Genomic DNA, 25,468 nt, shown 5'->3' with positions numbered 1-25,468 from the left:
GCCAAGGCACGAGACGTCGTCTCCCGCCCGACGGGGAGACTTCATGGCGCGGATGACCACGGTGCCGATCGGCGCCGTCATCCTTGGTGTCGCCGGCCTCATCCCTTTCCTCGGATTCGCGGCTCTCTCGATCAGCGGATCCGACGGGGGCCTCGGCCCAGTCGGGCTGTCCCCGCGCACGATCCTCTCGGCTTACGGTGCGGTCATCGCATCCTTTCTCGGCGGGATACGCTGGGGCGCTGCTGCAGCCCGCAATGCCGGCAACGCCGACTACCTCGTCGCCGTGATTCCTTCCCTGCTCGCCTGGGCGGCGCTTGCCGCGCCAGCGCCCTGGGACCTGCGCGTGCTCGGGTGTCTCGTTCTGCTCTGGGGTGTGATCGATCAGGACCTCAGCCGCCGCGGCATGACGCCGGTCTGGATGGGGCGCCTGCGCCTTCTGCTCTCATGCGTGGCAGGCCTGTCTCTGCTCGTCACAGCTTAGCCGCTGCGACGAGCGAGGGGCCCGGCGGACTACTTCAGGAGCGCCGAGAGAGCGCGGCCAGCGGGGGTCTTCAACTCCTTGGCGTCGACTGTTCCGTCGCCATCCGGATCGGCTGCCTTGAAGCGCTGCTCCACCAGGGCAGAGTATTCCTTCTTGTCGAGATGACCGTCATTGTCGGGGTCGGCGGCCTTCAGGTCCTTTTTGCTGAGGCGGCCCTGCAATTCCTTGGTATCGACCGAGCCGTCATTGTCCTTGTCGAGCTTGGTGAAGGTCGCCTCGGCCGCGGCGGTCGCCTCCTTCAGGTCGATGCTGCCGTCATTGTCCGTGTCGACTGCCTTCAGCGTCTTCTCGGCGCCGGATGCGCGCGCGAAGGCGCCGGACGACGCAAGCGGGACCGTCAGGCCGACGAGGGCCAGAAGAAGAGCCGAAGCGGTGACTGGGCGCATGGGTGGTCTCCGAACGAGTGGATGGCGCGGTGCTGGCCAAGCCGAGCAACGAAGTATTTCCCGCGCGCCGTGTCTGCGAGAGGTGATCGCGCCGATGTGATTGCCCCAGAGGTTTGGTTCCGGCCGTGATGCTGGGCCCTTCTGCGAGGCGGCGGAGATGGAGGATCGTCGCAGGCTGCCATCGGAGCCTCCGGCGCACGCAGTTCGCACGCGGCTGCGGCAAGCTTTGCTTATTTCTGCTGCATCGGCACGCGGTGTGACGTCAAAACTGTGTTGCGTTTACTACAGAGAGCCAATCATGAACGGGTGTTCGCAGATTGATCATAAACTCCGTGCAATCATCGCAAGATGGCACGCTCTGATTCGCGAAAAGCTTTTCTCGTGACCTCGCCCGGCGACTGTCATTCGCATGGCGCAGTCTACACGACCCTGACGCGGCATCCCGACGATGCCGTTCGGGCGGTTGCGGCTGCACTCGGGATGGACGCGGGACAGCTTTCGCTTTCAGGGTCGCTGTCGCGGTCTCTCGCGCGCGCGATCGGGCTGAAGCCGCTTCAGGTACACCGGATCTGACGGCTGGCTGCCCTCGTCTGGACCATCATGTGATCGCGCCGTGCAGATAGCGCTGCAGCGTCGGACCGAGCCCGGCCGCCACGGCATCCGCATCCATCGCGACGACCGGCGGCAGGCCCAGGATGTAGCGGCAGAACACCAGGCCGAGCACCTGAGAGGCAACGAGGGCCGCCCGGCGTTCGGGATCGGACAGGCCGAGCCCCTTCACCATCGCAAGGACCTGACCTGCGAAGATGCCCCGTGCCGTCTCGGCGGCAGTTTCGTGAGTGGCGCAGGCGCGCAGCATCGGTAGCAAGGTCGCGCCGTCAGGGCCGTCCCAGAGCGCGATCACGTGGCGTGCGAGCCGGCTGCCGCGCTCCTCCCTCGGCAGCGTTGCGAGATCCGGGAAGCGCAGATCGACCTCGACGGCCCGCGCGAACAGGCCGTCCTTGCTGCCGAAATAGCGGATGACGAGGGCCGGGTCGGCGGCGGCGGCCTGCGCCACCGCGCGCACCGTCGTACGCTCGTAGCCCTGTTCCGCGAACAGCGTCTTCGCCGATGCGAGGAGCCGCTCGCGCGCGCCTGTCGGGCGGGTGTTCATGCCCTGGGCTTAACGGCAGTCAACGTGTGTTGACAAGAGAGATGTGGGGCCTACCCTTGGTCAACAACCGTTGACCTAATTGACTAGCATGGAGGTGCGTCATGCCCCTGCCCGACCGGACCGAGGTGTTCATCTGCGGAGCCGGCCCAGCCGGCCTTGCCCTTGCCGTCGGATTGCAGCAGCGAGGTGTGCCTCACCTGCTCTGCGATCGGCTGGCCGAAGGTCAGAACACCTCCCGTGCGGCCGTCGTCCATGCCCGTACCCTGGAGCGCCTGGAGACTCTCGGGATCAGTAACCGGCTGGTGGCACAGGGCAATCCGATCCCGACCTTCGCCGTTTGCGAGGGCGAGACGCGCCGTCTCACCGTCGACCTCTCGACGCTGGAGACCGCCTATCCTTACGGGCTGATCATCCCACAGGATCGCACCGAGGCGATCCTGCGCGAACGACTGGCCGAACTGGGCGGTGCCGTGAACTGGAGCCACGAGGTCGTCGGCATCGCCCGCGGCGAAGACGGCGCTACGGTCTCCGTTCGGCAGAAAGACGGCACGATCCAAGAGGTCGCAGCGCGCTTCGTGATTGGCACGGACGGCTTCCACAGCGCAGTTCGCGAGGCGGCCCAAATCCCCTTCCACCACGGTACGTATCCGGAATCCTTCATCCTCGGTGACGTCGAGGGCCACTGGCCGCTCCCGCCGGACGTGATCCAGCTCTACCTCCATCCGGAAGGTTTGATGGTGGTGGTGCCGTTCTCGCCCAGGCACCTTCGGATCGTCGCGACCTGCGATCAGGCGCCCGAGCATCCCTCGCTCGACGATCTCTCCGCTATTGCCACGGCCCGTGGACCGTCAGGCGTGCGACTCGAACGGCTGGTCTGGTCATCGCGCTTTCGCATCCACCACGGCGTCGCCGAGCGTTATCGCGAGGGGCCATTTCTGCTTGCGGGGGATGCCGCCCATGTTCACAGCCCGGCCGGGGGCCAGGGCATGAACACCGGGATCCAGGACTCCGTGCGCCTCGCCGAGCTTCTCGCCGAAGCAATCCGGGACGGCCGCCTCGAGGCCCTCGACGCCTACGAACGCGAGCGTCGCCCGGTCGCCGAGGGCGTCGTCGCGATGACCGACCGGATGACACGCCTTGCGGCGCTGAACGGCCCGATGGGTCGGGGCTTGCGCAGCCTCGTACTAAGGGCGGTCGGAGCCAGCTCGACCATGCGCCACGGCATCGCCCGGCAGATCGCCGAGCTCGATTCCTAATCCTTGCCGAGCATCGCGCGGCCGATGGCGAAGACGCGGCCATCGCCCAGGAGGTGGGCGGTGAAGCCCTGCGGGAACAGCGGGTCGAACGCTGCCGCACGTACGTTCAGGCCACCGGTGAAGGCGCCGAAGGCCGGCATCACGAGTCTCCGCTCGTCCGTGACGAAGCAGCGCCGCCGCACGCTGCGCCCCCGCATCGTCACCTTGCCGCAGGGGTGGAGATGGCCGGCAATCTCCCCCTCCCCGGCCTCCGCGGAGGGTTCGTGCCTCAGGGTCAGTCCGCCGATTGCGATGTGTTCGCAATAGCTTCCGCCAATTCCCTCGCGCACCGTCGCATCATGATTTCCAGCGATCCAGATCCAGTCCCGGCCGGCTTGCAGGGCGGCGACCATGGCGCGGTCGCCCGGTTCCAGCCGCTCCGGCCCACGGGCATCGTGGAAGGAATCGCCGAGCGCGACCACGCAGGCCGGATCGAGCCGTTGGATCACCTCGTGCAGGCAGGACAACGTCTCGCGCGTGTCGTAGGGCGGAAGAAACTGGCCTGAGCGTTCTGCGAAGGACGAGCCCTTCTCGAGGTGCAGATCCGAGACCACCAATGTGCGATGTGCCTCCAGCCAGAGCGCGCCGGTGCGGTCGAGGGTCAGGGTTTCGCCGGCGAGCATCAGCCCCGCCGCCCTTGCGGTCTTTTCCAGTCTCAGGCCGAGCGACAACAGCGCATCCTCATCGAACCGATGGGAGGAATCGCTCACGCCAGGGCCTCTTCGAGAAGCTCTGCTTCGGCTTCGGCCAGAATCTCGTCGGCCCCCTCCCCGTAGACGCGCTCACGCCCGATCTCGAGCATGACCGACACGGAGAGAGGCGAGACCCGGTCCAGTGCTTTGTGGGTGATTCGCCCCTTGATGCGTCTTAGCATCATGCCGAGGCGTGCCACGTCGAGGAGTCCGGTTGCCGCATCCTGCCGCGCGGCCTGCAGGAGCAGGTGGTCGGGCTGGTGCTTGCGCAGCACGTCGTAGATCAGGTCTGTCGAGATCGTGACCTGCCGGCCGGTCTTCTTCTGGCCCGGGTAGCGCCGCTCGATCAGCCCCGCGATCACTGCGCACTGGCGAAAGGTCCGCTTCATCATCGCGGATTCGTCGAGCCAGGCTTCGAGATCGTCACCGAGCATGTCTTCGTCGAACAGCGCCTGCGCGAAGCCCGGATCGATGGCGATGCGCTCGCTGACGTCGCGGCCCATCCAGATGGCGATGCCGTAATCGTTCGCCGCGAAGCCGTGCGGCTGCAGCCGAGCGCGCTCCAGGCGGCGGGTGAGCAGCATGCCGAGCGTCTGGTGCGCCAGCCGCCCCTCGAAGGGAAAGGCGGTCAGATAGAAGCGGTTGCCCCGCGGAAACGTCTCGACGAGTAGATCGCGCTCGCCCGGCAGCACCGAGTGTTTGCGCTGCTGCAGCAGATACTTGGAGAGCTGCGGCGGCAGCCGGTCCCATTCGAACGGGTCGGCTATGATCGCCCGCACCCGCGCGGCGAGAAACGTCGAGAGCGGGAACTTCGATCCGGCATAGGAAGGGATCGCCGGGTCCTCGATGTTCTTGGCGCGGGTGACGAGACAGTCGTCCTCGAACATGCCCTCGAAGCGCAGCACCTCGCCGGCGAACAGGAAGGTGTCACCCACCGTCAGCGTCTCGCCGAATTCTTCCTCGATCTCGCCGAGCACGCGGCCCGATTTCGGCATGACCGTGCCGGGCTTGCCGCGCAGGTGCCGGGTCAGCCGCACCTTGACCCGTGCCGCCTCGACGATGGTGCCGACATTCATGCGGTATTGCTGGGCAATGCGTGCATCCCGCACCCGCCAGAGCCCATCGGGACCACGCAGGATCTTGGCGAAACGCTCGTAGGCACGCAGCGCGTAGCCGCCCGTGGCGACATAATCGACGACCGCCTCGAACATCTCCCAGGTGAGGTACTGATAGGGCGCCGCCGAGACGATCTCGTCGTAGAGCTCGTTCGCGTCGAAAGCCTCGGCACAGGCCATGCCGAGGACGTGCTGGGCGAGCACGTCGAGGGCCCCGATGCGGGCATCCGGCGTGTCCTGGGCGGCTTCTTCGACGGCGTCGAGGGCGGCCCGGCATTCGAGCATCTCGAAGCGGTTGCCTGGCACCAGATAGGCCTTCGAGGGCTCGTCCATCCGGTGATTGGCGCGGCCGATCCGCTGCATGATCCGGCTCGCGCCCTTCGGCGCGCCGATATTGATGACGAGGTCGACATCGCCCCAGTCGATGCCGAGATCGAGCGTCGCGGTGCAGACGATGGCGCGCAATTGCCCGGCCGACATCGCGGCCTCGACCCGGCGGCGTTGGGCGGCATCGAGCGAGCCGTGATGGATCGCGATCGGCAGAACGTCGTCGTTGAGCCGCCAGAGTTCCTGGAAAGTGTATTCGGCCTGCAGCCGTGTGTTCACGAAGACCAGCACCGTGCGGTGCTCGCGGATCAGATCGTAAATCGCTGGCATCGAGTGCCAGGCGGTGTGCCCGGCGAGTGGCAATGTCCGCGCGATGTCGAGCATGTGCAGATCGGCTTTTGCGCCGCCCTCGACCACGACGAGGTCGGCCATGGGCGGCTCAGCCGACCCTCTACCCTCTCCCGCAGACGGGAGAGGGCTGGGCGCGGCCATCCCCTGCCCCACCAGATACCGCCGCAACTCGTCCGGTTCCCGCACCGTCGCCGAGAGCCCGATCGCCGTGGCTTGCGGGCTCAGACGGCGCAGCCGCGCCAGGGCCAGAGAGAGCAGGTCTCCCCGTTTCGAGGTGACGAGCGCATGCAACTCGTCCAGCACGATGTGCTGCAAGCCGCCCAGCAGCTCTGCCGCTTCGCGATGCGCGAGCAGCAGCGAGAGCTGTTCCGGCGTCGTCAGCAGGATGTCCGGTGGCCGCGCGATCTGGCGGGTGCGCTTGTGCGAGGGCGTGTCGCCGGTGCGGGTCTCGACGCGGATCGACAGCCCCATCTCGGCGATCGGTGCGTCGAGGTTGCGCGCAATGTCGACGGCGAGCGCCTTGAGCGGCGAGACGTAAAGCGTGTGCAGCCGGTGCTCGGTCGGCTTCCGCCGCGCCTCGCTCAAGGCGACGAGCGAGGGCAGAAACCCGGCGAGCGTCTTGCCGGCGCCGGTCGGAGCCACCAGCAGCGTAGAACGGCCGGCTCGGGCGTTATCCAACAACGCAATTTGGTGCGCGCGCGGCTGCCAGCCCCGCGAAGCGAACCAGTCGGTGAAGCGTTGCGGGAGCGGCGAGGCAGGCACGGGGCCGTGACGGACTGGATGGAGGTGGCCACGTTCCCAGCGGAATGGACCGACGCTCTATCTAAGGACCGCGCGCCGGATCGGCAGCCCCTGCGGCGACGAGTATGTCGTCCGCAGGCCGAACGAGCGCGGGCTCAGGCCACCGCCTTGGTGGCGTCGGGCTCTGCCGGCAATCCGGTGAACCGCGAGAACTGCCCGATCGGACCGGGTCGGCCCATCAGGTAGCCCTGCGCCTCGTTGCAGGATTCGCGCTGCAGGAAGCGCAGCTCCTCCTCGGTCTCGACGCCCTCCGCGAGGACGGGCAGGCCGAGTCCCCGACCGAGACCCAGCACCGACCGGACGATTGCCGCGGTCTGCTCGTTGCTGTGCACGGAGCGCACGAACGAGCCGTCGATCTTGATCTTGTCGAAGGGGAACGAGCGCAGGTTCGACAGCGACGAGTATCCCGTGCCGAAATCGTCCATGGCGATGCGGATGCCGAGCGCCTTGAGCTGACGCAGGGTCAGCAGGGCACGCGCGGGATCGCGGATCAGCGCCGTCTCGGTGATCTCGATCTCCAGTCGGCTGGGGGCGATGCCCGTCTCGAACAGGACCTCGTGGACCAGCGGGACGAAATGCGGGCTGTGGATCTGCACTCCCGAGACGTTCACTGCGATCGTCAGGGGGCGCGGCCAAGACGCCGCCTCGCGGCAGGTCTCGCGTAGGACCCATTCGCCGATCTGCAGGATCAGTCCGCACTCTTCCGCAATCGGAATGAACACGGACGGGGAAACATGGCCGCGTTGGGGGTGGTGCCAACGCAGCAGGGCCTCGAAGCCGACGACCTCGCCGGTCTCGACCTGGCTCTGCGGTTGATAGACCAACTCGAATTCGCCGCGCGCCGCCGCATGGCGCAGCTCGTGTTCGAGCACGCGCCGGTCGCGCACCTCCGCGCCCATCTTGGCCTCGTAGAAGCGGTAGGTCCCCCGACCGTCGCCCTTGGCGCGATACAGCGCCGTATCGGCGTGGCTCATCAGGAGATGCGGATCGGGCGAGTCGTCCGGGAAGATGGCGATGCCGATGCTCGACGCGATCAGAGGACCGGTCGCGTCGGCATTTCTGGCGCGTATCGCTTCGAAGATGCGCTCAGCCAGCCTGGCGACGGCGGATGCGCTGTCGCAGCGCGCGAGAACCGCGAACTCGTCGCCGCCGAGGCGGGCCATCATGTGAGTGTCGTCGAGTACGCCCGTCACCACGCGGGCGACCTCGACGAGCATGGCATCGCCGGCCGAGTGCCCGAACAGGTCGTTGACCTCCTTGAAGCGGTCGAGGTCGAGGCAGAGCGCGGCGAGCTTGCGATCCTCCGCCGTAGCCGTCCTGATCTCCTGTTCGAGCCGCTTACCGAAGCTCGCCCGGTTGGCGAGCCCGGTCAGCGCGTCGTGGTGGGCGAGAAACTGAATCTGCTGCTCGGCGCGGCGTCGCGCGCTCAGATCGCGGACGGCCACCGCGTAGTGAGCGCTGCTGGCATATTGGACCGGGCGCACGATCAGCTCGACGGGGATCTCTTCGCCATCCTCCCGGCGCAGGCTCGTCTCGATGGAGTGGTCCGCTGCGGCGTTAAGGGCGAACTGCGCCGCGCCGCTCGCCAGGAACCGCGACAGCAGCGCGCCGGGCAGGACGTCGTCGGCCACGCCGGCGAGTTGTGCGAAGCTTTCGTTGCCGCTGACGATCGTGTCGCCGGCACAGACCACGAGGCCCTCGACCGCGGCGTTGGCGAGGCTGCGGAGTCGGTCCCCTTCCAGCGCGGCACGCCGGCGATCGCGCAAGTCCAGTCCGAGGGCGGCAATCGCCAGCAGCAGGATGGCGAACCCGGCCAGCGCGACCGCCACCGCGAGCCAACTCGCGGGTAGCGCGCTCGCCGAGATCGCGACGGTCAGGTCCGGGCTGACCGTCACCGCGCCCATGGCGGTGAAGTGGTGTCCGCAGATGGCGACGATCAGAAGCAAGACGGCGAGAAGCTGACGCGGGAAGGTACGAGCCTCGCGTGCTACCCAGAGAGCGCCTGCGCCGAAGATCCCGCCAATGGCGATGGAGGCGGCGACGAGCTCCATGTCCCAGGTGACGTGGCCCGGAACTTCCCACGCCGCCATGCCGGTATAATGCATCGCCGCGATGCCACCGCCGACGACGGCGCCGCCGACCGAGGCGGCGATGCGCCCGCCGTAAGCCGCCATGGCGAAGCCGATGCCGACCAGAATGATCGCACAAGCGAGCGACACGCCTGTCAGGCCGAGAGCGTAGCCGCTCGGCAGGCCTGTGCTGAATGCCAGCATGGCGATGAAATGCGTCGCCCAGATCCCCGAGCCGCCCGCGATCGCCGCGACCGCCAGCCAGGCGACCCGGTGTGCCGATCCGGCGCGCCTGGCGTCAAGCAGAAGTTGAACCGACGTGAAAGCCGCCAGGGCACATATGACCGCGGCCAAACCGACCAACCGCAGATCATGGGCGGTGGCGAAACACCCCAGAACCTTAAGCATCGTTCCGACCAGCTCGAGCGCGTTGCCCCATCGAGGCTTTATTTGCTCACCCGTTTATTTGATCGGTATTAAAAATTCATTTGAGACGCGGTGCATCGGCTCGCGCGTTACGTGTATGACCGATCATCATACGCACGGAGTTTAATATCAGCTTCAGTTGATCTGGATTTGTAGTTTTTTACGACGATTATCGAAACGAGATATTTTGCAATCTTAACAGAATAACAAATTTCGCCAGGAGGGCTTCCTTAAGATAAATCCAAATAATCAATCCATTTCCGGTTGATTGCGAGGGTGTCGAAGACTGGTGTACCCCTGTTTTCAATGGTCGGGGCGCGTTGATTTCATGCCGGATGATCAACGTCAGATAGTAATGGGCTTGGACAAGCCCCAATGATTAGAGGCTCGAACTATGGGTCGCGCCGTCCGCCTGCCGGCGTCGGGCTGGCACTGTTGGCAGCGTCCTTTTCACGCAGGCAGCAGGATTCGTGGCATTGCCAGGACGAGGTGTTTGAAGCGAGAGGCGCCCGGCGAGAGCTTTAGGCCAGTGCCATGAGGAACCGCTCGCTCAGTTCCTGCGCACGCTCGGTGAGCGGGCCGGGATAGCGGATGAACACATGGCAGCCACCGGGATAGATCGCGGTGTGGCCGCCATTGCCGGCCGCCGCCCAGCGGGCCGACATGTAGAGCGTGTCGTCGAGGAGCGCGTCGGCCGTGCCCACCGAGAACAGGGCCGGCGGCAAACCCTTGAGATCCGCGTAGAGCGGCGAGATCTCCGGTTGGCGGCGGTCGACCTTTCCCGCGCAGAAGCCGTCGGCGAAGGTCTCGAGGTCGCGCGTGTTGTTGACCAGGCGCTCCTCGCCCCAGGCGCGCACGCTCGGCGTCAGGCCGAGGTCGAAGAAACCGCAATTGAGGTTGGCGCCCCGAAACGCGCGGGGCTGCTCGTGATGGTCGCGCAGGCGCAGCAGCGTCGAAACGGCAAGGTGCGCCCCGACCGACTCGCCGCCGATGGTCAGCGAGGAGACGTTGAGGCTCGCCTTGCCCGGCCCGGCGAGCCAGAGCGCCGCCGCCTCGCAATCCTCGAGCGCGGCGGGATAGGGATGCTCGGGCGCGAGCCGGTACCCCACCGAGAGGCAGACGAATCCGCAGGTATCGGCAATGCGCACGAGCCACGGGTCCTGGTCGTCGGCCCCCCCGAACACCCAGCCGCCGCCATGGATGTGCAGGTAGGCGCCCCTCGGCTTGTCCGCCGACTTTCCCTGCGGCCGGATGACCCGCAGCGCGACGGGGCCGCCGGGGCCGTCGATGGTGATCGTCTCCGCACGGGCGCTGCGCGTGAGCCGCGGAAAGGCGATCGAGCCCTTGGCCCGCAACGCCCTCGCCTCGGCGATGGGCATCGACCACGGATCGGGCTGGCTCGCCTGATCCTTGCGGATCTCCTCGTTGAGGCGCTTCGTCTCGGGGTCGATCGTCGCCGGGTCGAACAAGGCATGATCGAGCATGAATGCTCCCCGGTTGCGAATCGCGCTGAGACCGCGCTGGTCGATCCCATTGATACGACCCGTCCGATCCGGGTCGCATCTCGCAGGCTCTCACGAAAGGGCGTAACGCACTCAGGCTGGGGCGGTTTCGCACGGCTGTGTCGTGCCGGCCACGCTTGCCCCGGCTCATCGTCGTTGTGAAATCTGCGCCGACGCATCACCTGTTCAGAGCGAACACGCGCCGCCGGCAGACGGCACCAGACGGGAAACGAGGCATGATCGGCGACCAGGATCGACGCAGTCGCGCCACTCCTTATCGGGACCTGCCCGAGGTCGGCGATCCGCGCGCCTATGGGGAGCGACGCTCGGGGCTGCGCCGCTTCCTCGGCGGATCGCCGATGGCGGTGTTCGTGAAGCTGCTGTTCCTCTCCGTGCTCGTCGGTGCGGCGATGGCCATGCTCGGCCTCACCCCGGGCCAGCTGTTCTGGCGGCTCTACGATACTGGCCGTGCGATGATCGAACTCGGACTCGATACCTTCCACGATTTCGGTCGCTGGATCTTGGCCGGCGCGATCGTGGTGGTGCCGCTTTGGCTGATCACGCGCTTCCTCGCGATGGGGAAATAAGTCAGGTGCGAGTGGCAGGATCTTGCCGTTCCGGGCCGTTGTCCTGCCTCTGCGAAAGAATGATCCGAAGCCGTCAAAGCGAGGCTTGCAACGTCCGGCGGAATGGTGTTTAGAGAGCGCCGTTCGGGTCCGGCGGCGCTGCCGCGGAGCCGCTGCGAGCGGGTGTAGCTCAGGGGTAGAGCACAACCTTGCCAAGGTTGGGGTCGAGGGTTCGAATCCCTTCGCCCGCTCCAGTTTTCGATCCATCCATCATATCGTTGGCCGACGCGGATCGTCGCGAACGGTGCCGCGCTCGGCCTCACATCCGAGAGGCTGAGCATGCGCGTTATCGCTGATCTGTGCATCGTGCCGATGGGCGTCGGGCCGTCGGTGTCTCCCTATGTGCGGGAGATCAAGGCGATCATCGATGCCAGTCCGCTGAACGCCGAGATGCATGCCAACGGCACCAACATCGAAGGCGAGCTCTCCGACATCTGCAAGCTGATCGAGGAATGCGAAGCCAAGCTCAACGCGCTCGGCGTCGAGCGCCTGTTCTACACGATGGTCTTCGGGTCGCGACGCGACAAGGACCAGAGCATGGCGGACAAACTCGCCGCGGTATCGTGATCGAAGCGGCCTCGGCGCCGGATCACGGCGTCGAGGTCCTTACTCTACGACCGGCAGCCCGGGTTGGGCGTCGCGTCAGCTCTTCAGGCGCTTGTTGCACTCCGAGTAATAGCCGCCGCCCTTCTGGATCCAGTTCAGGCCGCCGTTGCCGCCATTGGCCTTGTTGACGTTGTACTGGTCGAGGCAGGTCTTCTGGCGCTGCTTGCCGGCTGACTCGCTGGCGTATTTCGGGTCGATCTTGCTCGGGAACACCGCGGAGCCCGAGGCTGCGGGAGCTGCCGGCTTCGCGGCAGGCTCGGCCTTGGCTGCCGGCTGGGCCGGCGCGGGAGCCGGGGCAGGCGCGGCTGCCGGAGCAGCGGCAGGCGCCGTGGTCGCCGCGGCAGCCGGCTGAGCATCCGCGCCACATTGGGCCTTGCGGAAGTCGTTCCACTTCATGCTGCCGAGCGTGCCGTCCTTCTTGGCCGCCTGGTACTTGGTGGAGCATTCGCTTGCCGAGAGGGCCGAGGCCGGCGCGCTCGCGGCACAGGTGAGAGCGAGGACGGAAACAGCGAAGATCAAACGGGACATGGGATGAAACCTCCCTGGCGCAGCGTTTGCCAGTATTGGGAACCTACGCCGCACGCCCGGTGCTGAGAAGGGCCGGCCCCGAGTTTTCCCAACCGTAGCGGGAGTCCGGGCCGGCCCTTCGCGTCAGCGCTTCTTGCCGGCCGGAGGCGGCGGTGGGCCGGGCGGCCCGTCATCGCCACCGCCGCCGGCATTCGCCTTGATCGCGAAGGCGACGAGCGGGCTCGCAACGTCGACGACCTCGGCCTTCGCCACGCCGGCCTTGGCATCGTAGCTGCCGGTCAGCATCACGACCTTGCCCTCGTTCGCGGTGAGGTCGAGCGGGGCACCCCCCTCACCCGTGGTTGCGCCGACCGGCTTGCCGATGGCCTCCTCGCCCTTGGGATCGTTCGTGAACAGAAGCACCAGCTTGCCGTCCTTCACCGCGCCGACGAAGCAGATCTCCTTTTCGCTCCGGCACGGAAACAGGCCAGGATTGGGCGGCGCACCCTGCGGCGGCGGCGGAGGCGGTGGGGCTTTCGGACGGCCCTGCGCGAAGGCGCTGCCTGCGAGCGTCATCGCCAGCGACGCGACGATGGCGGAGGGGAGGATACGTGGCATGTCTCGCTCCTGTTGGAATCGCGTCGAGACCACGGCTCGCCAATCGGGCATTTCTTCGGCAACGGCTCAGCCGCCGACGATGGCCGACGCGGCCGGCCGTCAGTTCGGCGACCGCAGCACCAGCGGCAGGTCCGTATCGCCGACACGCTCCCCGGCAGCGGTCAGCATGGCGTGGACCTGTCCGCGATGGTGGGTCTGATGGTTGAAGAGATGCGTGACGATCAGCGCCCGCGGCGCCGTGATCTCATGGCCGGCCGCGCCGCTGAACCATGTCAGGGCGCCGTCGAGCCATCCCGGCTCCAGCCGTGCCGCCCAAGCGGCAAGATCCGCGTCGATCGTTTCGCGGACCTCGCTGAGCGCATCGAAGGCCTCGTGCAGCGTCCCGCTCTCGGCGAGGCTCTGGGACGGCGCCTTCCAGCCGTCGATCCGCGACATCCACATCCGGTCGGCCCAGACGAGATGGTTCAGCGTGCCATGGATCGAGCGCCAGAAGGCGCCGCGATCCGCCTTGCGATCGGCATCGGAGAGCCGGGCCGCCGCGGCGTAGATCTTCGTGTTCAGGACGGCGTTGTAGGCCGCCATGGTCCGCGCGAACGCCGGAGTGATCACCGACACGGCACTCCCGGCGGACAGACGCGTCCGCCACCGCGAGGCTGCTGCTGAGGCTGCTGTTGCGGGCGCGCCATCATCTGCTGCCGCTGTGCGGCCTGCTGTTGCATCTGCATCTGCCGCTGTTGGGCCATCTGCTGCTGCTGAGCGGCGCGTTGCTGCATCTGTTGCTGCTGCATCATCTGCCGCTGCTGGGCTGCCTGCTGTTGCTGCCGCTGTGCGGCCTGCTGCTGCATCTGGCGCTGCTGCGCCGCCTGCTGCTGCATCGCGGCCCGTTGACCGGCTTGCTGCTGAGCGGCGGCTCTCTGCTGCTGTTGCTGCTGCATCATCTGCTGGCGCTGCGCGGATTGCTGCTGCTGAAGCGCCGCCCTCTGCTGGGCCGCCTGTTGCTGCTGCAATTGGCGCTGCTGGATCGCCTGCTGCTGAGCGGCGCCCGCACCTCCCGGAGGCTGTCCCGGCCGCACGATCTGCGGGGCCGCGCCGTTTTGAGGCGGCAGGCCCTGCGCAATCCCAGGCCTGTTCCCGTTGGGTAGGCCCTGCGCCGGTTGGCCGGGACGGTTGGCCTGCTGCAAGGGTTGCGCGCCGCCCTGCCCCGGAAGCCCCTGGCCGACGCCCGGACGGCCGGGCGTGACGCCGGGCTGCACCTGACCGGGTTGAAGCGGCTGGCCCGGCCGGTTGGCCTGAAGCGGCTGCACCTGCCCGTTCGGGTTGGGAAGGCCCTGCCCGGGCTGTCCGGGCCGATTGCCGGGAACGAGCCCCTGTCCGGGCTGCCCGGGACGGTTCGCTTGTTGCGGGAGCGGCTGACCATTCTGGCCCGGGAGCGGCTGGCCGAGCCCCGGACGCGCGCCGGGTGCGATCCCCTGCGGCGGCTGTCCGGGCAGGACCGGTTGGCCCGGGCGATTGGCCTGCTGCGGAAGGCCCTGGCCGTTCGGTGCGAGGCCGGGATTGCCGATGATGCCGGGCCTGAGACCGGGAGCGCCTGCCGGCCCTGCGACGCCGGGGGGAGCGTTGCCCTGAAGCGCCGCTCGGTTGGCGACGGCGGGCGGCAGCGCGACGCGCGAGATGGCAAGCCCGGCAGCCGCACCCGCGACCGCGCCGGCTCCGACCGCCAGGGCCGAAGGGCCGCGGCGCTCCCGCGAGAATTCCAGGTTCTGACGGTTGATCTGGTCGATCACCGTCACGTTGTGGATGTTCTCGTAATAGACGTTGTTCGGCGGCGCGGCGATGTAGGCCGGCGCACTGACATAGGCCGGGATCGGCACGAAGGCCGGGGCCGGCAGCGCGTAATCGACATAGACCGGTGGCGGCGGCGCGAGGTCGACGATGTAGGCTGGCCGCGGCGGCAGGAAGAAAGCCGGTGGCGGGGGCGGCGGCGCAAGCTCGTAGGAGGGGTCGTCGAAATAAACCGCTGGGCGCTCGACATAGACCACCTCCTCCGGCGGGGGCGGCGGCACGTCGTAATCGAGCATCGCGAAGTGCGGCGGCGGCTCCAGCGCCACCGAGAGCTCACGCAGCCGTCGGCGAGCGTCCCAGGCGTGCGGTCCGCGCGGATAGCGGCTGAGATAGGACCAGTAGCCATCGGGATTGTCGGCGAGGTAGCTGCGCCGCCAGGTCTGCGCCTCGCGCCGCGCCGCGATCAGCACGCGTACGCGCTTGGCCAGCGCATCCCGCGGATAGGCGGAGACAAACTCCTGGTAGCCCTGAAGCGTGTCGCGGTGCAGGCAGGCGGCATAGGCGTCCTGGGCCCCGATATCCTTCAACGGGCGTTGACTGAGGGCCGCGACCTTCTCGGCATCGGCGACGGGCGGCGCATCGGCCGCGCGCTTGAAGAACTCGAAGGCGCCCTCGATCCGCGAGGCGCTCCACGGAACCTCGCCGCCCTGCGTCGTCTCGCTGACGCGCAGGCGCACCCGGTCGAACAGCTCGGCCGGCGGCAATCCGCCCTCGCGGATCATCTCGACCAACGCCTGGGCATAGGCGCCGTAGGGCCCCTTCTCCTGCGGGCCCACCGTTCCCGGCGCTGCGTTGAAGGCGACGAGCGAGCCAGGCTCGGCCTCGGTCAGTGCGAGGCCGCCGGCGAGCGGATCGCCGGTCTTGGCGAAGGGCGCGGTACGGGCGGCATCGAGTACCACGAAGCGTGCCTTCAGCGGGATCGCCGCGAGCTGGCGCTTGTAGTCGGAGAGCCGCAGAGCCCGAACCGGCACGTCCGCGGCGGAGGCGATCTCGGCGTCGACCGGCGCGAAGTAATTTTCGCCGTTGAGCTGCAAGCCGTAGCCGGCGAGGTAGACGAAGGCGACGGTGTCGGGTCCCGATTGCGCGGCCTTGTCGGTGAAATCGCGCATCGCGCGCCGCAGCGAATCCTCGTCGAGGTCTCGAGCGCCGACGACGTCGAAGCCGGCCGCCTGCAGCGTCTGCGCGACGAGGCCGGCATCGTTGGCGGGCGTCGCCAGCTCTCCGGCCTTGTAGCCCGCATTGCCGATGACGAGGGCGATGCGCTTCTCGGAGCCGCCCGGCACCGGGTCGGCCTGGGCGATGCCGCCGATGAGGCACCACGACAGGATCGTCAGAAGAGCGAGAATCCGCGACGCTGCGCGCATGAAAAGCCTCCCTCGGCTGGCTCGAAGGACGAGCCGGGGCGGCACCAGAGCGCTCTTCCCCTCATGAACGGAGGTTGAACCGTCAATCGGGGCGATTTCGGGGTGCCTTGACCGACATCACCCGGCGGCGTCGTGCAGCGCGGTTCTCACCGCCTCCGTCATGAACGCCACGAATGAGGAGACCTTCGGGAGCGGAAAGTTGCTGCGGGGCCAGAGCAGGCGGAGTGCGCGGCACGTCTTCTCGGCGTCGGGAAGCACCTCGCAGAGGCGGCCCGTCCTGATCCGGTCGGCCACCGCGAAAGAAGGCAGCCAGGCGATCCCAGTCCCTGCCTCGGCCAGGCCGATCAGCGGTTCCAGGGAGGTTGCCGCGAGCGCCACAGGCAGGACCATGCCTTCGGGAAGGGGCAGGCCCCAGTCGCCGAGTTTTCCGGTTTCGTAGAAGCGGTGATGCAGCAGGCGGTGACTCGCCAGATCAGAAGGTGTCTCCGGCGTGCCCATTCGGGCGAGATAGCTCGGGGCTGCGACGAGGAGCGATGAGAAGTCGCCGAGCTTCACGTGCATCAGCCGGCTGTCGCTGACCTCGCCCGAGCGGATGACCGCGTCGAACCCGTCCTCGATCACGTCGACCATCCGATCGTTGTAGTCGAGGTCGAGGTCGATCTCCGGATAACGGGCCATGAATGCGCCGAAGAGCGGCGTGAGCAGGTCGCCGGCGAAGGGAACGGCGACGCGGAGCCGGCCCCGCGGAGAGACCGCGCTCTGTGCCAGCTCCGCTTCGGCCGCCTCCAGCTCCGACAGGACACTACGGCAGCGCGTGAGAAACGCCTCGCCCTCATGCGTCAGCCGGATGGCGCGGGTGGAGCGGTGGAACAGCCGCACGCCGAGCTGACCCTCCAGCCTCGCGATGGTCTTCCCGATCGCCGAGGAGGACAGCCCGAAGTGCTGTCCGGCCAGCTTGAAGCTCTGCAACTCCGCCGATTGCACGAAGGCGGAAAGGGCGCTCACGCTCTCGACACGGATGCTCATGGCGTCGGTTTCGTCCGCAATGTTCGGAAAAGCAGCCTGTTTTTCGGCCATCCATTCCGCCTTAGTCAATCGAGCGTCGCCCTGAAGGCCGCGACTGTGACGAAGGAGTTTCCATGCCGACGCTCTTCGAGCCCCTCGCGCTCGGCGCGCTGACCGTCCCGAACCGTGTGATCATGGCGCCGCTGACCCGCAGCCGTGCGACGCGTGACGGCATGCCGACGCCGATGATGGCGGAGTACTACGCGCAGCGCGCCTCGGCCGGGCTGATCATCAGCGAGGCCATCGGGGTCTCGCGCCAGGGCAACGGCTTCACCTACACGCCGGGGCTCTGGAACGAGGCGCAGGTCGACGCCTGGAAGCCGGTGACGCGGGGCGTGCATGAGGCGGGCGGCCTGATCATCGCCCAGCTCGCCCATACCGGCCGTGCCGGACATCATACCGTGATCGGCGAACAGCCCGTCTCGTCCAGCGCCACGGTCTCGCCGGTTGCTGCCTGGACCTATGACGGGCCGAAACCCGCCGAGATGTCGCGTCCGCTGAGGGTGGAGGAGTTCCCCGGCCTCGTGGCCAGCTATTCGCGCGCAGCCAAGAACGCGATCGCCGCCGGCTTCGACGGGGTCCAGATCCATGCTGCCAACGGCATGCTGATCGACCAGTTCCTGCGCGACAACAGCAATGCGCGCGCAGACGAATACGGCGGCAGCGTCGAGAACCGCCTTCGCCTGCTCCGTCAGCTCACGCAGGCTGTTGCCGAGGCGGTCGGTCCGGATCGCACGTCGGTGCGCCTCTCCCCCAACGGAGAGACCTGGGGCGTCGACGACAGCGACCCCACGCCGCTGTTCACGGCGGCGGCGTCGATGCTCGACGCCATCGGCATCGCGTTCCTCGAATTGAAGGAGCCGCGGCCCGATGGCAGGTTCCTCAAGACCGACGTGCCACGCCAATCGCCGATGATGCGCCGGCACTTCAGAGGGGCGCTGGTCCTCAACTGCGAGTACGAACGGGCCGATCACCAGGCCGATCTCGATAGCGGGCTCGCCGATGCGATCAGCTACGGGCGGGCCTTCATTGCCAATCCCGATCTGGTCCGTCGGCTGCGGGAGCGCGCGCCGTTGAGCGAGGCGCAGCAGGAGACCTTCTACACCCAGGGCGCAGAGGGCTACACCGACTATCCGACCCTCGAAGACAGGAAAGCCGTCGCCTGACCGGCATGTCGATCCGTCCGGACACTTGCCCGTCCGGATACCTCTTCCCTCTCTTCGCGGTGTTTCAAATGAAACTCTATTTTTCCGCGGGCTCGTGCGGGCTCGCGCCACAAATCGCCCTGCGCGAAGCCGGGCGGCCGTTCGATATGGTCGCCGTCGACTTCAAGACGAAGACGACGGCCGAAGGCGACTATTTCCAGGTGACGCCCAAAGGGGCCGTGCCCGCACTTCAGCTCGACGACGGCGACGTGCTGACGGAGGCTGCTGTCATCCTGCAATGGATCGCGGACCGAAATCCGGCGGATGGCCTGCTTCCGCCATTCGGCAGCAGGGCGCGCTACATGGCTTTGGAGTGGCTGAACTTCGTCGCCACCGACCTGCACAGAGGCTTCGCGGTATTGTTCTCGCCCTTCCTGGAGCGGGTCGCGAAGACGAGGTTCTTCGAGGGCAATCTCTCGAGCAAATTCGCGTATGTGGACGAGCATCTGTCGATCAACGACTACGTGCTGGGCGATCGGTTCTGCGTCGCGGATGCCTATCTCTACAACGTTCTGTCCTGGTCTCCGCGCGTCGACGTTGATCTGTCCGAGCATGCCTTCATTCGGAAATTCATGGCCCGCATGGAGCTGCGGCCGAGTGTTCGCGCGTCACTGGAAGCCGAGGGCCTCCGGGCGCGGTAGGTTCCGGTCAGGTGAATGACGATTCCCCGACAGTCTCGGCCAGAGGAAGAGCGATGACCGACCCCTTGGACAACCAGCCCGCAGACTACGTGCCGCCGAAGGTCTGGGCGCCGAAAGCGCCCCTCGGCGGCACGTTCGGCAGCATCAACCAGCCGGTCTCGGGGCCGCGCTTCGAACGGGAACTGCCGGTCGGGCGGCACAAGCTGCAACTCTACTCGCAGGGCACGCCCAATGGGCAGAAGGTGACGATCCTGCTCGAAGAACTCCTGGCTGCCGGCCATGCGGAGGCCGATTACGATGCGTGGCTGATCGACATCTTCCAGGGTGACCAGTTCGGCAGCGGCTTCGTCGGCATCAACCCCAATTCGAAGATCCCGGCGCTCGTGGACCATACGACGGACCCGACCACGCGCGTCTTCGAGAGCGGTTCGATCCTCGTCTATCTGGCGGAAAAATTCGGCGCGTTCCTTCCGACCGAGCACCGCGCCAGAACCGAGACCTTCAACTGGCTGATGTGGCAGATGGGGTCGGCGCCCTTCGTGGGTGGCGGCTTCGGCCACTTCTATGCCTACGCGCCGATCAAGATCGAATACGCGATCGACCGCTACGCGATGGAGGTCAAACGCCAGCTGCACGTGCTCGACACGCATCTCGCCTCGCACGAATTTCTTGCCGGCGACCAATACACGATCGCGGACATGGCGGTCTGGCCCTGGCAGCCCGGAAGCCTCTACGGCGCCTACAAGGCGAGCGAGTTCCTCGCCGTCGAGGAGTATCCGCACCTGCTTCGCTGGTACGAGGCCATCGCCGCCCGGCCGGCAGTGGCGCGAGGACGGATCGTCAACCGCACCTCGGGCGCGCCGGGCGAGTTCCTGCGCGAACGCCACGACGCCTCCGATTTCGACCGGGCCGCCGAAGCTTCGTGAGCCCTGACCCGGACCCGGTTGCTAATCCCGAAACCGCCAGACGCTCGAGCGCTTGATCTCGGCGTCTTCGAGCGAACGCGTCACCGGCACCTCGTAGGCCGCGATGGCGTCGAGCCGCTCGCGCGGCAGGTAGGAGCGACCGGGATCGCCGATCAGCACGGCGGTGCCGCGCGCGTGCAGGCCCTGCAGCCAGGCGCCCACGGCACCGGCGAGGTCGCGCTCGTAGAAGATGTCGGCGGCGAACAACCCGTCGAAGCTCTCTTCGCTGCCGATCAGGTTCTCGCCCGTCGCGGTGATCCGGTCGGCGACACCGTTCGCGGCGGCGTTGAGCGGGATGGCGGCGAGCGCGAAGGCGTCGAGGTCGCTCGCCAGTACATGCGCGGCGCCAGCCTTGGCCGCAGCAATGGCGACGAGGCCGGAGCCCGAGGCGAAATCGAGCAGGCGCTTGCCGGCGACCGTCTCGGGATGATCGAGGATGTAGCGGGCAAGAGCCTGCCCGCCCGCCCACGCAAAGGCCCAGAACGGCGGCGGCAGGCCGATCTCTTCCAACTCCTCCTCGGTCTTCTGCCAGAGCTCGGTCGCTTCGTCGGCGACGTGCAGGCGGATCTCGGGGGCGTGCGGGACCGGCATGAGCCGGGTATTGGCGCGGATGAAGGCGAGCGGGTCGCGGGACGGGGTCACGCGGACAGCAGCTCCGCATAGATGCCGGCGACGGGACTGGGGTCGCTGCCCGTCCGGTCGAGGATGGTCACGGCGGTATCTGCCGGATCGAGCCCGAGGGCACGGGCGTCGTCCGCGCTCTCGAGCAGGTAACGCGTGCTCCGGTTCGCCAGCGGCCCGCGGAGGAGGCCCTTGACCGCGAGCCGCGACAGCCGGCCGCTGTCGCGGGCGAGCGCGCCCGGCGCGTAGACGCGGCTTTGAATGCCGGCCATGGCGGCCGCCGTGCCTCCGACGAGGATGCCGCGCAGACCGACGCAATGCACGATGTCGGCCTTCAGCGCCTTCAGGATCGCCGAAAGCTGCCCTGCCGCGTAGCCGGCACTCATCGGGTTGAGGCCGGATCGGCCGTCATCCAGCGCGACCAGGCGCGCACCGGTGGCTTCGATCGCCTCGCGATGCGAGCCGATCCGTGTGATCACCGCCACCGACAGACCCATCGCGATGGCGGCACGGGCCATCGGCAGGCCGTCCGCGGCGAAGACGGCATCGTCGCTCGACACGAAGGCGACGGTTTTCGCAGGGCCCGCCGCGGCTTTAGGGGATTGGGTCGGATCGTCCATCGGGACGGTCTGTAGCATGGGCGCGGGGTCGCGGCATGGACGGTACGCTGAGCATCAGGCCCTTCGCCGAAGCCGACCGCGGGCCGGTCAAAGCTCTCTGGCTCGGCTGCGGGCTCGTGGTGCCGTACAACGACCCCGATGCCGACATCGACCTCGCGGCGGGCCGCGAGAATTCCGACATCCTCCTCGGCATCCTGCCCGACGGCAGGGTCGCGGCGACGGCCATGGTGGGCCATGACGGACATCGCGGCTGGCTCTACTACGTCGCCGTCGATCCGGCTTATCGCGACACCGGATTCGGGCGGATCATGGTGCGTGCGGGCGAAGACTGGCTGCGTGCGCGGAGCATCCGCAAGGCGCAACTCCTGATCCGCGAGACCAACACGGCGGTGCGCGCCTTCTACGAGCGGATCGGCTGGTCCGAGAGCCCGCGCACCGTGATGGAGCGCTGGCTTTAGGGCCTCGACGCCGATCGCGCCGCATTGGTCATGATGCTGGACTTCGCTCAGAACCGAGAGCCGGCGTTGAAGCGAAAATCTTTCAGGTCATCTTTCGGTGCCGGTACGGGAGCATAAAGCCGCAATACACCGTCCGCTTCCGGCTCTGTCTTCAAATCGGCAGATTGCCCATCCTCGTAGCTTAATTTTCTTGCCTCGGCGGTTGGCTCAAAAAACGCCGCATGGATCCCCAAAGGAACCGATTTCTCGTCTTCTGATTTAAGAACGTTCACTGTAAATTTTTGCGCTGTTTTATCGTCCGCGCTCACCGATTTTTTGAAGATCACGGTCACTTGAACGGAATTATCATCGATACACAGATCGATTGGCCGCAGATGTAAATCTGCGCATTTCACTTTAACTTCTTTAATATTATCAAACGCGGCTGCAGGAGAGGCTATTGGGAGGGTTGCGCCAATGGAGAGTGCGGTGACTGCATAAAATGCTGGCGTCATTATCTTGCCCTCAAAAGCAACGTTCCCTTGTTTTGGACGTGCCTGCGGCTATTTGATGGCCGGATCAATCGCCTCCGCGGAAACCGATCAGGGTCTCGCACCTTTGCGGTGGAGCTCGAGGCCGTTGGGCGGGAACACGGCCCGCCCGATTCCGGTTGAGCCCTCGCGTCTTGCGAGAGAGCCATCATGTCAGCCTGCGAGGACACCGGGACCGTCGATCCGCGAGAGGCCGCCCGCGAGGCCGGCCTGCGCTACGTGGACGATTCGAAGCCGGGCTGGACGCGCAAGCGCAGTGGGACGGGCTTCTCGTTCCGGGATACCGACGGCACGGCGATCCGCGACAAGGCCGTGATCGCACGGATCAAGAAGCTCGCCATCCCGCCCGCCTACACCGACGTCTGGATCTGCCCGCACGCCAACGGCCACATCCAGGCGACCGGTCGCGATGCGAAGGGGCGCAAGCAATACCGGTATCACCCTGATTTCCGCGAGGCGCGGGAGGCGACGAAGTTCGAACGGATCATGGAGTTCGCTGACGCGCTGCCCGGTATCCGCACGCGCATCGACGCCGACATGGGCAAGCGCGGCCTGCCGCGCGAAAAGGTGCTCGCTACCGTGGTGCACCTCCTCGAGAACACCCTGATCCGCGTCGGCAACGACGACTATGCCCGCTCGAACAAGAGCTACGGCCTTTCGACGCTGCGCGATCGCCACGTGAAGATCGAGGGCTCGGAACTGACCTTCCGCTTCAAGGGCAAGAGCGGCCAGGAATGGAACCTGTCGATCCGCGACCGGCGCGTCGCCCGGATCGTCAAGGCCTGCCAGGACCTGCCGGGCCAGGAGCTGTTCCAGTATCTCGACCACGAGGGCGTTCGCAGGGACGTCACCTCGTCCGACGTCAACGCGTATTTGCGCGAGATCACGGGCCGGGATTTCACCGCCAAGGATTTCCGAACCTGGGCCGGCACGGTGCTCGCGGCTCTGGCGTTGAAGGAATTCGAGAGCTTCGACAGTGAGGCCATGGCCAAGCGCAACGTGCGCGATGCCATCGAATCCGTCGCCTCCCGTCTCGGCAACACGCCGACGATCTGCCGGAAATGCTACATCCACCCTCAGGTGCTCGATTGCTACCTCGACGGCGCCCTGCTGCTGCAGGTGAAGGAGAGGGTCGAGGACGAGCTGACCGAGGAGCTCGACCAACTGAAGCCCGAGGAGGCCGCGGTGCTCAGCCTGCTGCGTAGCCGGCTCCAGCAACCTGCGCCCAAGCCGCGGGCAAAGGTGGCGCGCAAGGGGGTGCCGGCCGCAGGCCGGGTGGCCTCTCATCGTCGGCGTGCGGCGTGATCGAGTGAGCCGACGAGGTGCCGCACCGAGGTGGAAGCTCGGTGTCGGCGAGAGCCACTATCGAGCCCTGTCTCAATGCGAGGCGGAGCGGCGCGGGAGATCGGCGTCGATCACCGGATCGAGACCGAGCTGGCGGGCGAGCATCACGAGATCCTTGAGCCGGCCGGTCTGCGTCTTGCGGCGCAGGTTGAGCCGATGCGTCTCGACCGTTCGGACCGAGAGCGAGAGGCGGCGCGCCACCTCCTTGTTCGAGAACCCCGCACTCAGGAAGCGCAGCACCTCGGCCTCGCGCGGCGTCAGGGCCAGGACGTCCGGGACCGGGGCATAGCCGTTCTTGTGCGCCTCGACGGCGGTCTCGACGGGGGCACCGGCCAGTCCGAGGATGACACCGCAGACGTCGCGCGCCGGGGTTCCGCGCCCGACGAACGCGTCGGCTCCGGCTGCCAGCAGGTGACGAAGGTCGTCAGAACCCAGAGATTGGAAGACGACGAGGATACGCAACGAAGGCTGACGATCGCGCAACGCCGCGATCCGATCGCAGGCTGCGTCGAGAAGTGCCTCGCGAGCGCAGATCAGGGCGACGACGGTGCCCGGTGCGTCTGCTGCGAGGTCCTCCTCGCCGATCGTGCGCAGGGCTGGGGTATGCTCGAGAGCCGCCCGAAAGCTCGGATCGAACCCGAACGGCTCGTCGACGATCAGGACTTCGACGGTGTGACTCATGCCGCACTCCCCTTTACGCGTGCCGCCGCAATACATCGCGGCCGTATCGGGGTGTTCAGAACAAAATCCGTTCCAGCACTTCTATGCAGTAAAGTGGTTCAAAACAGCAATGCGTCGCCGATTCTGTGTCATCTTGGTCCCGGCGCGGGACATTTCTGGTAAGGTTACATTAATACTTCTTAATGTCAGCGAAAAACGTTCCAGTTGATCTCAGGAAGCTTTGCTCAGCAGTCGTTCCATGCCCGAGGCAACCACGCGGTCGCGGCCGGTCGTCTTCGCCTCATAGAGCGCAACGTCGGCGCGCTTGAGCAACCCGTCGACGGTATCTCCGTCGCGCCAGGTGCTGACGCCGAAGCTGCAGGACAGCTTGACCGGCCCTTTTTCGGCTGGGATGCGCAGGCCGAGGGCGCGGCGGCGCAGCCGTTCCGCGACCACCATGGCCTTGTCGAGATCGTGCTCCGGCAGCAGCAGCGAGAACTCCTCGCCGCCGAGCCGGCCGGCAATGCCCCGTCCGGAAATCAGCGTGGCCACCGCCTTGATCACCTCGTCACCGATATCATGTCCGTGGGCGTCGTTGATGCGCTTGAAATGGTCGATGTCGAGCAGGACCGCTGCGAGGTTGCCGGAGGTGCCGGCATGGGTGACGGCATCGTGTGCGCGGCTCATGAAGGCGCGCCGATTCATCAGGCCGGTGAGAGGATCCGTCTCGGCGAGGCGGATCAAGGCCGCCTGCATGGTGGTGAGCCGCTCGGCCGCGCGCAGACGCGCGTGAAGCTCTTCGGCGCTCGGCGGCTTCTCGATGAAGTCGTCGGCACCGCTGTCGAGGGCCTCGGCAAGCGTGTGGGTGCAGCGCGTCGAGGACATCACGATAATGGAAAGCGGCCGGTTGGCATCGCCGATCAGGCGCGAGCTCCAGCACAGTTCCAGCCCGCTGATCGGCCTAACCTCCAGGCTCGTGATCAGGGCCCTGACCGAGGGCTGCTTGGCGAGATAGTCGAGCGCCTCGGAGGAGTCGGTGAACAGTTCGACCACGTGGCCGCGCGGCTCCAGAAGCCCTGCGATGAGCTTCAGGACGACGCGGCTCGAATCGACGATCGCGATATGCATCTTGGCCTGC

Annotated in this window: 24 protein-coding genes, 1 tRNA gene and 1 pseudogene; 10 read left to right on the top strand and 16 right to left on the bottom strand. The window is 66.9% G+C overall.

The features are described from left to right. Positions 1-43: 43 nt before the first annotated feature. Positions 44-481 (top strand): DUF3429 domain-containing protein, encoded by a 438-nt coding sequence (locus HCU64_RS18330; RefSeq protein WP_233385615.1) that lies wholly within the window; start codon positions 44-46, stop codon positions 479-481. A 29-nt stretch (positions 482-510) separates the two neighbouring features. Here the strand turns inward: HCU64_RS18330 and HCU64_RS18325 are convergent, their stop codons facing one another. Both HCU64_RS18325 and HCU64_RS18320 read right to left on the bottom strand, forming a co-directional pair. Continuing rightward, on the bottom strand, positions 511-927 hold the full coding sequence (locus HCU64_RS18325) for an EF-hand domain-containing protein (protein WP_233385613.1): 417 nt from the start codon (positions 925-927) through the stop codon (positions 511-513). A 598-nt stretch (positions 928-1,525) separates the two neighbouring features. Continuing rightward, a complete protein-coding gene (locus tag HCU64_RS18320) occupies positions 1,526-2,080 on the bottom strand; it encodes a TetR/AcrR family transcriptional regulator (protein ID WP_233385611.1) in 555 nt (184 codons plus the stop codon). Between the two features lie 101 nt (positions 2,081-2,181). Here HCU64_RS18320 and HCU64_RS18315 point away from each other — a divergent pair, with 101 nt between their 5' ends. After that, the gene (locus tag HCU64_RS18315) at positions 2,182-3,336 is read left to right on the top strand and encodes an FAD-dependent oxidoreductase (protein ID WP_233385610.1); all 1,155 of its coding nucleotides are present in this window, start codon (positions 2,182-2,184) and stop codon (positions 3,334-3,336) included. Here the strand turns inward: HCU64_RS18315 and pdeM are convergent. From pdeM to HCU64_RS18295, 4 genes are all read right to left on the bottom strand, one after another. Next, positions 3,333-4,046 carry a ligase-associated DNA damage response endonuclease PdeM gene (gene pdeM / locus HCU64_RS18310; RefSeq protein WP_233385714.1) on the bottom strand — a complete coding sequence of 238 codons (714 nt, stop codon included), beginning with the start codon at positions 4,044-4,046 and terminating at the stop codon, positions 3,333-3,335. The two genes, HCU64_RS18315 and pdeM, sit on opposite strands and share 4 nt — an antisense overlap. A 35-nt stretch (positions 4,047-4,081) precedes the next feature. Beyond that, the gene (locus tag HCU64_RS18305) at positions 4,082-6,622 is read right to left on the bottom strand and encodes a ligase-associated DNA damage response DEXH box helicase (RefSeq protein ID WP_233385608.1); all 2,541 of its coding nucleotides are present in this window, start codon (positions 6,620-6,622) and stop codon (positions 4,082-4,084) included. A gap of 134 nt (positions 6,623-6,756) precedes the next feature. Further along, complete coding sequence (locus HCU64_RS18300) at positions 6,757-9,138, bottom strand: EAL domain-containing protein (RefSeq protein ID WP_233385606.1); 2,382 nt, start codon at positions 9,136-9,138, stop codon at positions 6,757-6,759. A 539-nt stretch (positions 9,139-9,677) separates the two neighbouring features. Further along, the gene (locus tag HCU64_RS18295) at positions 9,678-10,640 is read right to left on the bottom strand and encodes an alpha/beta hydrolase (RefSeq protein WP_233385604.1); all 963 of its coding nucleotides are present in this window, start codon (positions 10,638-10,640) and stop codon (positions 9,678-9,680) included. Between the two features lie 254 nt (positions 10,641-10,894). Between HCU64_RS18295 and HCU64_RS18290 the strand changes: the two genes are divergently transcribed. From HCU64_RS18290 to HCU64_RS18280, 3 genes are all read left to right on the top strand, one after another. After that, positions 10,895-11,245, top strand: coding sequence for a DUF6460 domain-containing protein (locus HCU64_RS18290; protein WP_233385603.1), 351 nt, complete (start codon positions 10,895-10,897; stop codon positions 11,243-11,245). Between the two features lie 158 nt (positions 11,246-11,403). After that, positions 11,404-11,478, top strand: a tRNA-Gly gene (locus HCU64_RS18285). A gap of 85 nt (positions 11,479-11,563) precedes the next feature. Continuing rightward, entirely contained in the window at positions 11,564-11,851 is a 288-nt protein-coding gene (locus HCU64_RS18280; RefSeq protein ID WP_233385602.1) for an MTH1187 family thiamine-binding protein, read from the top strand. A gap of 75 nt (positions 11,852-11,926) precedes the next feature. On the opposite strand, the gene HCU64_RS18275 is transcribed toward HCU64_RS18280, so the two are convergent. The 5 genes from HCU64_RS18275 to HCU64_RS18255 form a co-directional block, all read right to left on the bottom strand. Further along, positions 11,927-12,418: a hypothetical protein gene (locus tag HCU64_RS18275; protein WP_233385601.1), complete on the bottom strand. Its 492-nt coding sequence runs from the start codon at positions 12,416-12,418 to the stop codon at positions 11,927-11,929. A gap of 123 nt (positions 12,419-12,541) precedes the next feature. Beyond that, positions 12,542-13,015, bottom strand: coding sequence for a hypothetical protein (locus HCU64_RS18270; RefSeq protein ID WP_233385600.1), 474 nt, complete (start codon positions 13,013-13,015; stop codon positions 12,542-12,544). Between the two features lie 99 nt (positions 13,016-13,114). Further along, a complete protein-coding gene (locus HCU64_RS18265) occupies positions 13,115-13,630 on the bottom strand; it encodes a DinB family protein (RefSeq protein WP_233385599.1) in 516 nt (171 codons plus the stop codon). Then, on the bottom strand, positions 13,621-16,221 hold the full coding sequence (locus HCU64_RS18260; protein WP_233385598.1) for a caspase family protein: 2,601 nt from the start codon (positions 16,219-16,221) through the stop codon (positions 13,621-13,623). Before HCU64_RS18260 ends, HCU64_RS18265 begins: the two co-directional genes overlap by 10 nt. Before the next feature lie 117 nt (positions 16,222-16,338). Beyond that, entirely contained in the window at positions 16,339-17,247 is a 909-nt protein-coding gene (locus HCU64_RS18255) for a LysR family transcriptional regulator (protein ID WP_233385597.1), read from the bottom strand. Between the two features lie 113 nt (positions 17,248-17,360). On the opposite strand from HCU64_RS18255, the gene HCU64_RS18250 reads away from it, so the two are divergent. From HCU64_RS18250 to yghU, 3 genes are all read left to right on the top strand, one after another. Beyond that, positions 17,361-18,452, top strand: coding sequence for an alkene reductase (locus tag HCU64_RS18250; RefSeq protein WP_233385595.1), 1,092 nt, complete (start codon positions 17,361-17,363; stop codon positions 18,450-18,452). A gap of 68 nt (positions 18,453-18,520) precedes the next feature. Next, positions 18,521-19,132, top strand: coding sequence for a glutathione transferase GstA (gene gstA / locus HCU64_RS18245; RefSeq protein WP_233385594.1), 612 nt, complete (start codon positions 18,521-18,523; stop codon positions 19,130-19,132). A 53-nt stretch (positions 19,133-19,185) separates the two neighbouring features. Further along, a complete protein-coding gene (gene yghU, locus HCU64_RS18240) occupies positions 19,186-20,058 on the top strand; it encodes a glutathione-dependent disulfide-bond oxidoreductase (protein WP_233385593.1) in 873 nt (290 codons plus the stop codon). 21 nt (positions 20,059-20,079) lie between these two features. Here the strand turns inward: yghU and HCU64_RS18235 are convergent, their stop codons facing one another. Together HCU64_RS18235 and HCU64_RS18230 are read right to left on the bottom strand one after the other, a co-directional pair. Next, complete coding sequence (locus HCU64_RS18235; RefSeq protein WP_233385713.1) at positions 20,080-20,688, bottom strand: class I SAM-dependent methyltransferase; 609 nt, start codon at positions 20,686-20,688, stop codon at positions 20,080-20,082. Between the two features lie 77 nt (positions 20,689-20,765). After that, a pseudogene (locus HCU64_RS18230) lies at positions 20,766-21,338 on the bottom strand (glycosyltransferase); the annotation flags it as partial. A gap of 35 nt (positions 21,339-21,373) precedes the next feature. Here HCU64_RS18230 and HCU64_RS18225 point away from each other — a divergent pair. After that, the gene (locus HCU64_RS18225; protein ID WP_233385592.1) at positions 21,374-21,796 is read left to right on the top strand and encodes a GNAT family acetyltransferase; all 423 of its coding nucleotides are present in this window, start codon (positions 21,374-21,376) and stop codon (positions 21,794-21,796) included. A 47-nt stretch (positions 21,797-21,843) separates the two neighbouring features. Here the strand turns inward: HCU64_RS18225 and HCU64_RS18220 are convergent, their stop codons facing one another. Beyond that, a complete protein-coding gene (locus HCU64_RS18220) occupies positions 21,844-22,290 on the bottom strand; it encodes a hypothetical protein (protein ID WP_233385591.1) in 447 nt (148 codons plus the stop codon). A gap of 186 nt (positions 22,291-22,476) precedes the next feature. Here HCU64_RS18220 and HCU64_RS18215 point away from each other — a divergent pair, with 186 nt between their 5' ends. After that, the gene (locus tag HCU64_RS18215) at positions 22,477-23,631 is read left to right on the top strand and encodes a DNA topoisomerase IB (protein WP_233385590.1); all 1,155 of its coding nucleotides are present in this window, start codon (positions 22,477-22,479) and stop codon (positions 23,629-23,631) included. A gap of 72 nt (positions 23,632-23,703) precedes the next feature. Here HCU64_RS18215 and HCU64_RS18210 read toward each other — a convergent pair whose 3' ends face one another. Together HCU64_RS18210 and HCU64_RS18205 are read right to left on the bottom strand one after the other, a co-directional pair. Then, entirely contained in the window at positions 23,704-24,351 is a 648-nt protein-coding gene (locus tag HCU64_RS18210) for a LuxR C-terminal-related transcriptional regulator (RefSeq protein WP_233385589.1), read from the bottom strand. A 210-nt stretch (positions 24,352-24,561) separates the two neighbouring features. Then, positions 24,562-25,458: a GGDEF domain-containing response regulator gene (locus tag HCU64_RS18205; RefSeq protein WP_233385587.1), complete on the bottom strand. Its 897-nt coding sequence runs from the start codon at positions 25,456-25,458 to the stop codon at positions 24,562-24,564. Positions 25,459-25,468: the final 10 nt, after the last annotated feature.

Origin of the sequence: Methylobacterium sp. C25, assembly GCF_021352225.1 — a bacterium.
Lineage (GTDB): Bacteria > Pseudomonadota > Alphaproteobacteria > Rhizobiales > Beijerinckiaceae > Methylobacterium.
Note: the sequence above shows the minus strand (reverse complement) of the source record. Positions and strands in the feature narration are given on the sequence as shown.

What these genes read in the sequence shown, in the direction of transcription:
- HCU64_RS18330 (WP_233385615.1), top strand. Translation starts at nt 44, where the DNA reads ATGGCGCGGATGACCACGGTGCCGATCGGCGCCGTCATCCTTGGTGTC.
- HCU64_RS18325 (WP_233385613.1), bottom strand. Translation starts at nt 927, where the DNA reads ATGCGCCCAGTCACCGCTTCGGCTCTTCTTCTGGCCCTCGTCGGCCTG.
- HCU64_RS18320 (WP_233385611.1), bottom strand. Translation starts at nt 2,080, where the DNA reads ATGAACACCCGCCCGACAGGCGCGCGCGAGCGGCTCCTCGCATCGGCG.
- HCU64_RS18315 (WP_233385610.1), top strand. Translation starts at nt 2,182, where the DNA reads ATGCCCCTGCCCGACCGGACCGAGGTGTTCATCTGCGGAGCCGGCCCA.
- HCU64_RS18300 (WP_233385606.1), bottom strand. Translation starts at nt 9,138, where the DNA reads ATGCTTAAGGTTCTGGGGTGTTTCGCCACCGCCCATGATCTGCGGTTG.
- HCU64_RS18295 (WP_233385604.1), bottom strand. Translation starts at nt 10,640, where the DNA reads ATGCTCGATCATGCCTTGTTCGACCCGGCGACGATCGACCCCGAGACG.
- HCU64_RS18290 (WP_233385603.1), top strand. Translation starts at nt 10,895, where the DNA reads ATGATCGGCGACCAGGATCGACGCAGTCGCGCCACTCCTTATCGGGAC.
- HCU64_RS18280 (WP_233385602.1), top strand. Translation starts at nt 11,564, where the DNA reads ATGCGCGTTATCGCTGATCTGTGCATCGTGCCGATGGGCGTCGGGCCG.
- HCU64_RS18275 (WP_233385601.1), bottom strand. Translation starts at nt 12,418, where the DNA reads ATGTCCCGTTTGATCTTCGCTGTTTCCGTCCTCGCTCTCACCTGTGCC.
- HCU64_RS18270 (WP_233385600.1), bottom strand. Translation starts at nt 13,015, where the DNA reads ATGCCACGTATCCTCCCCTCCGCCATCGTCGCGTCGCTGGCGATGACG.
- HCU64_RS18260 (WP_233385598.1), bottom strand. Translation starts at nt 16,221, where the DNA reads ATGCGCGCAGCGTCGCGGATTCTCGCTCTTCTGACGATCCTGTCGTGG.
- HCU64_RS18255 (WP_233385597.1), bottom strand. Translation starts at nt 17,247, where the DNA reads ATGAGCATCCGTGTCGAGAGCGTGAGCGCCCTTTCCGCCTTCGTGCAA.
- HCU64_RS18250 (WP_233385595.1), top strand. Translation starts at nt 17,361, where the DNA reads ATGCCGACGCTCTTCGAGCCCCTCGCGCTCGGCGCGCTGACCGTCCCG.
- gstA (WP_233385594.1), top strand. Translation starts at nt 18,521, where the DNA reads ATGAAACTCTATTTTTCCGCGGGCTCGTGCGGGCTCGCGCCACAAATC.
- yghU (WP_233385593.1), top strand. Translation starts at nt 19,186, where the DNA reads ATGACCGACCCCTTGGACAACCAGCCCGCAGACTACGTGCCGCCGAAG.
- HCU64_RS18235 (WP_233385713.1), bottom strand. Translation starts at nt 20,688, where the DNA reads ATGCCGGTCCCGCACGCCCCCGAGATCCGCCTGCACGTCGCCGACGAA.
- HCU64_RS18225 (WP_233385592.1), top strand. Translation starts at nt 21,374, where the DNA reads ATGGACGGTACGCTGAGCATCAGGCCCTTCGCCGAAGCCGACCGCGGG.
- HCU64_RS18220 (WP_233385591.1), bottom strand. Translation starts at nt 22,290, where the DNA reads ATGACGCCAGCATTTTATGCAGTCACCGCACTCTCCATTGGCGCAACC.
- HCU64_RS18215 (WP_233385590.1), top strand. Translation starts at nt 22,477, where the DNA reads ATGTCAGCCTGCGAGGACACCGGGACCGTCGATCCGCGAGAGGCCGCC.
- HCU64_RS18210 (WP_233385589.1), bottom strand. Translation starts at nt 24,351, where the DNA reads ATGAGTCACACCGTCGAAGTCCTGATCGTCGACGAGCCGTTCGGGTTC.
- HCU64_RS18205 (WP_233385587.1), bottom strand. Translation starts at nt 25,458, where the DNA reads ATGCATATCGCGATCGTCGATTCGAGCCGCGTCGTCCTGAAGCTCATC.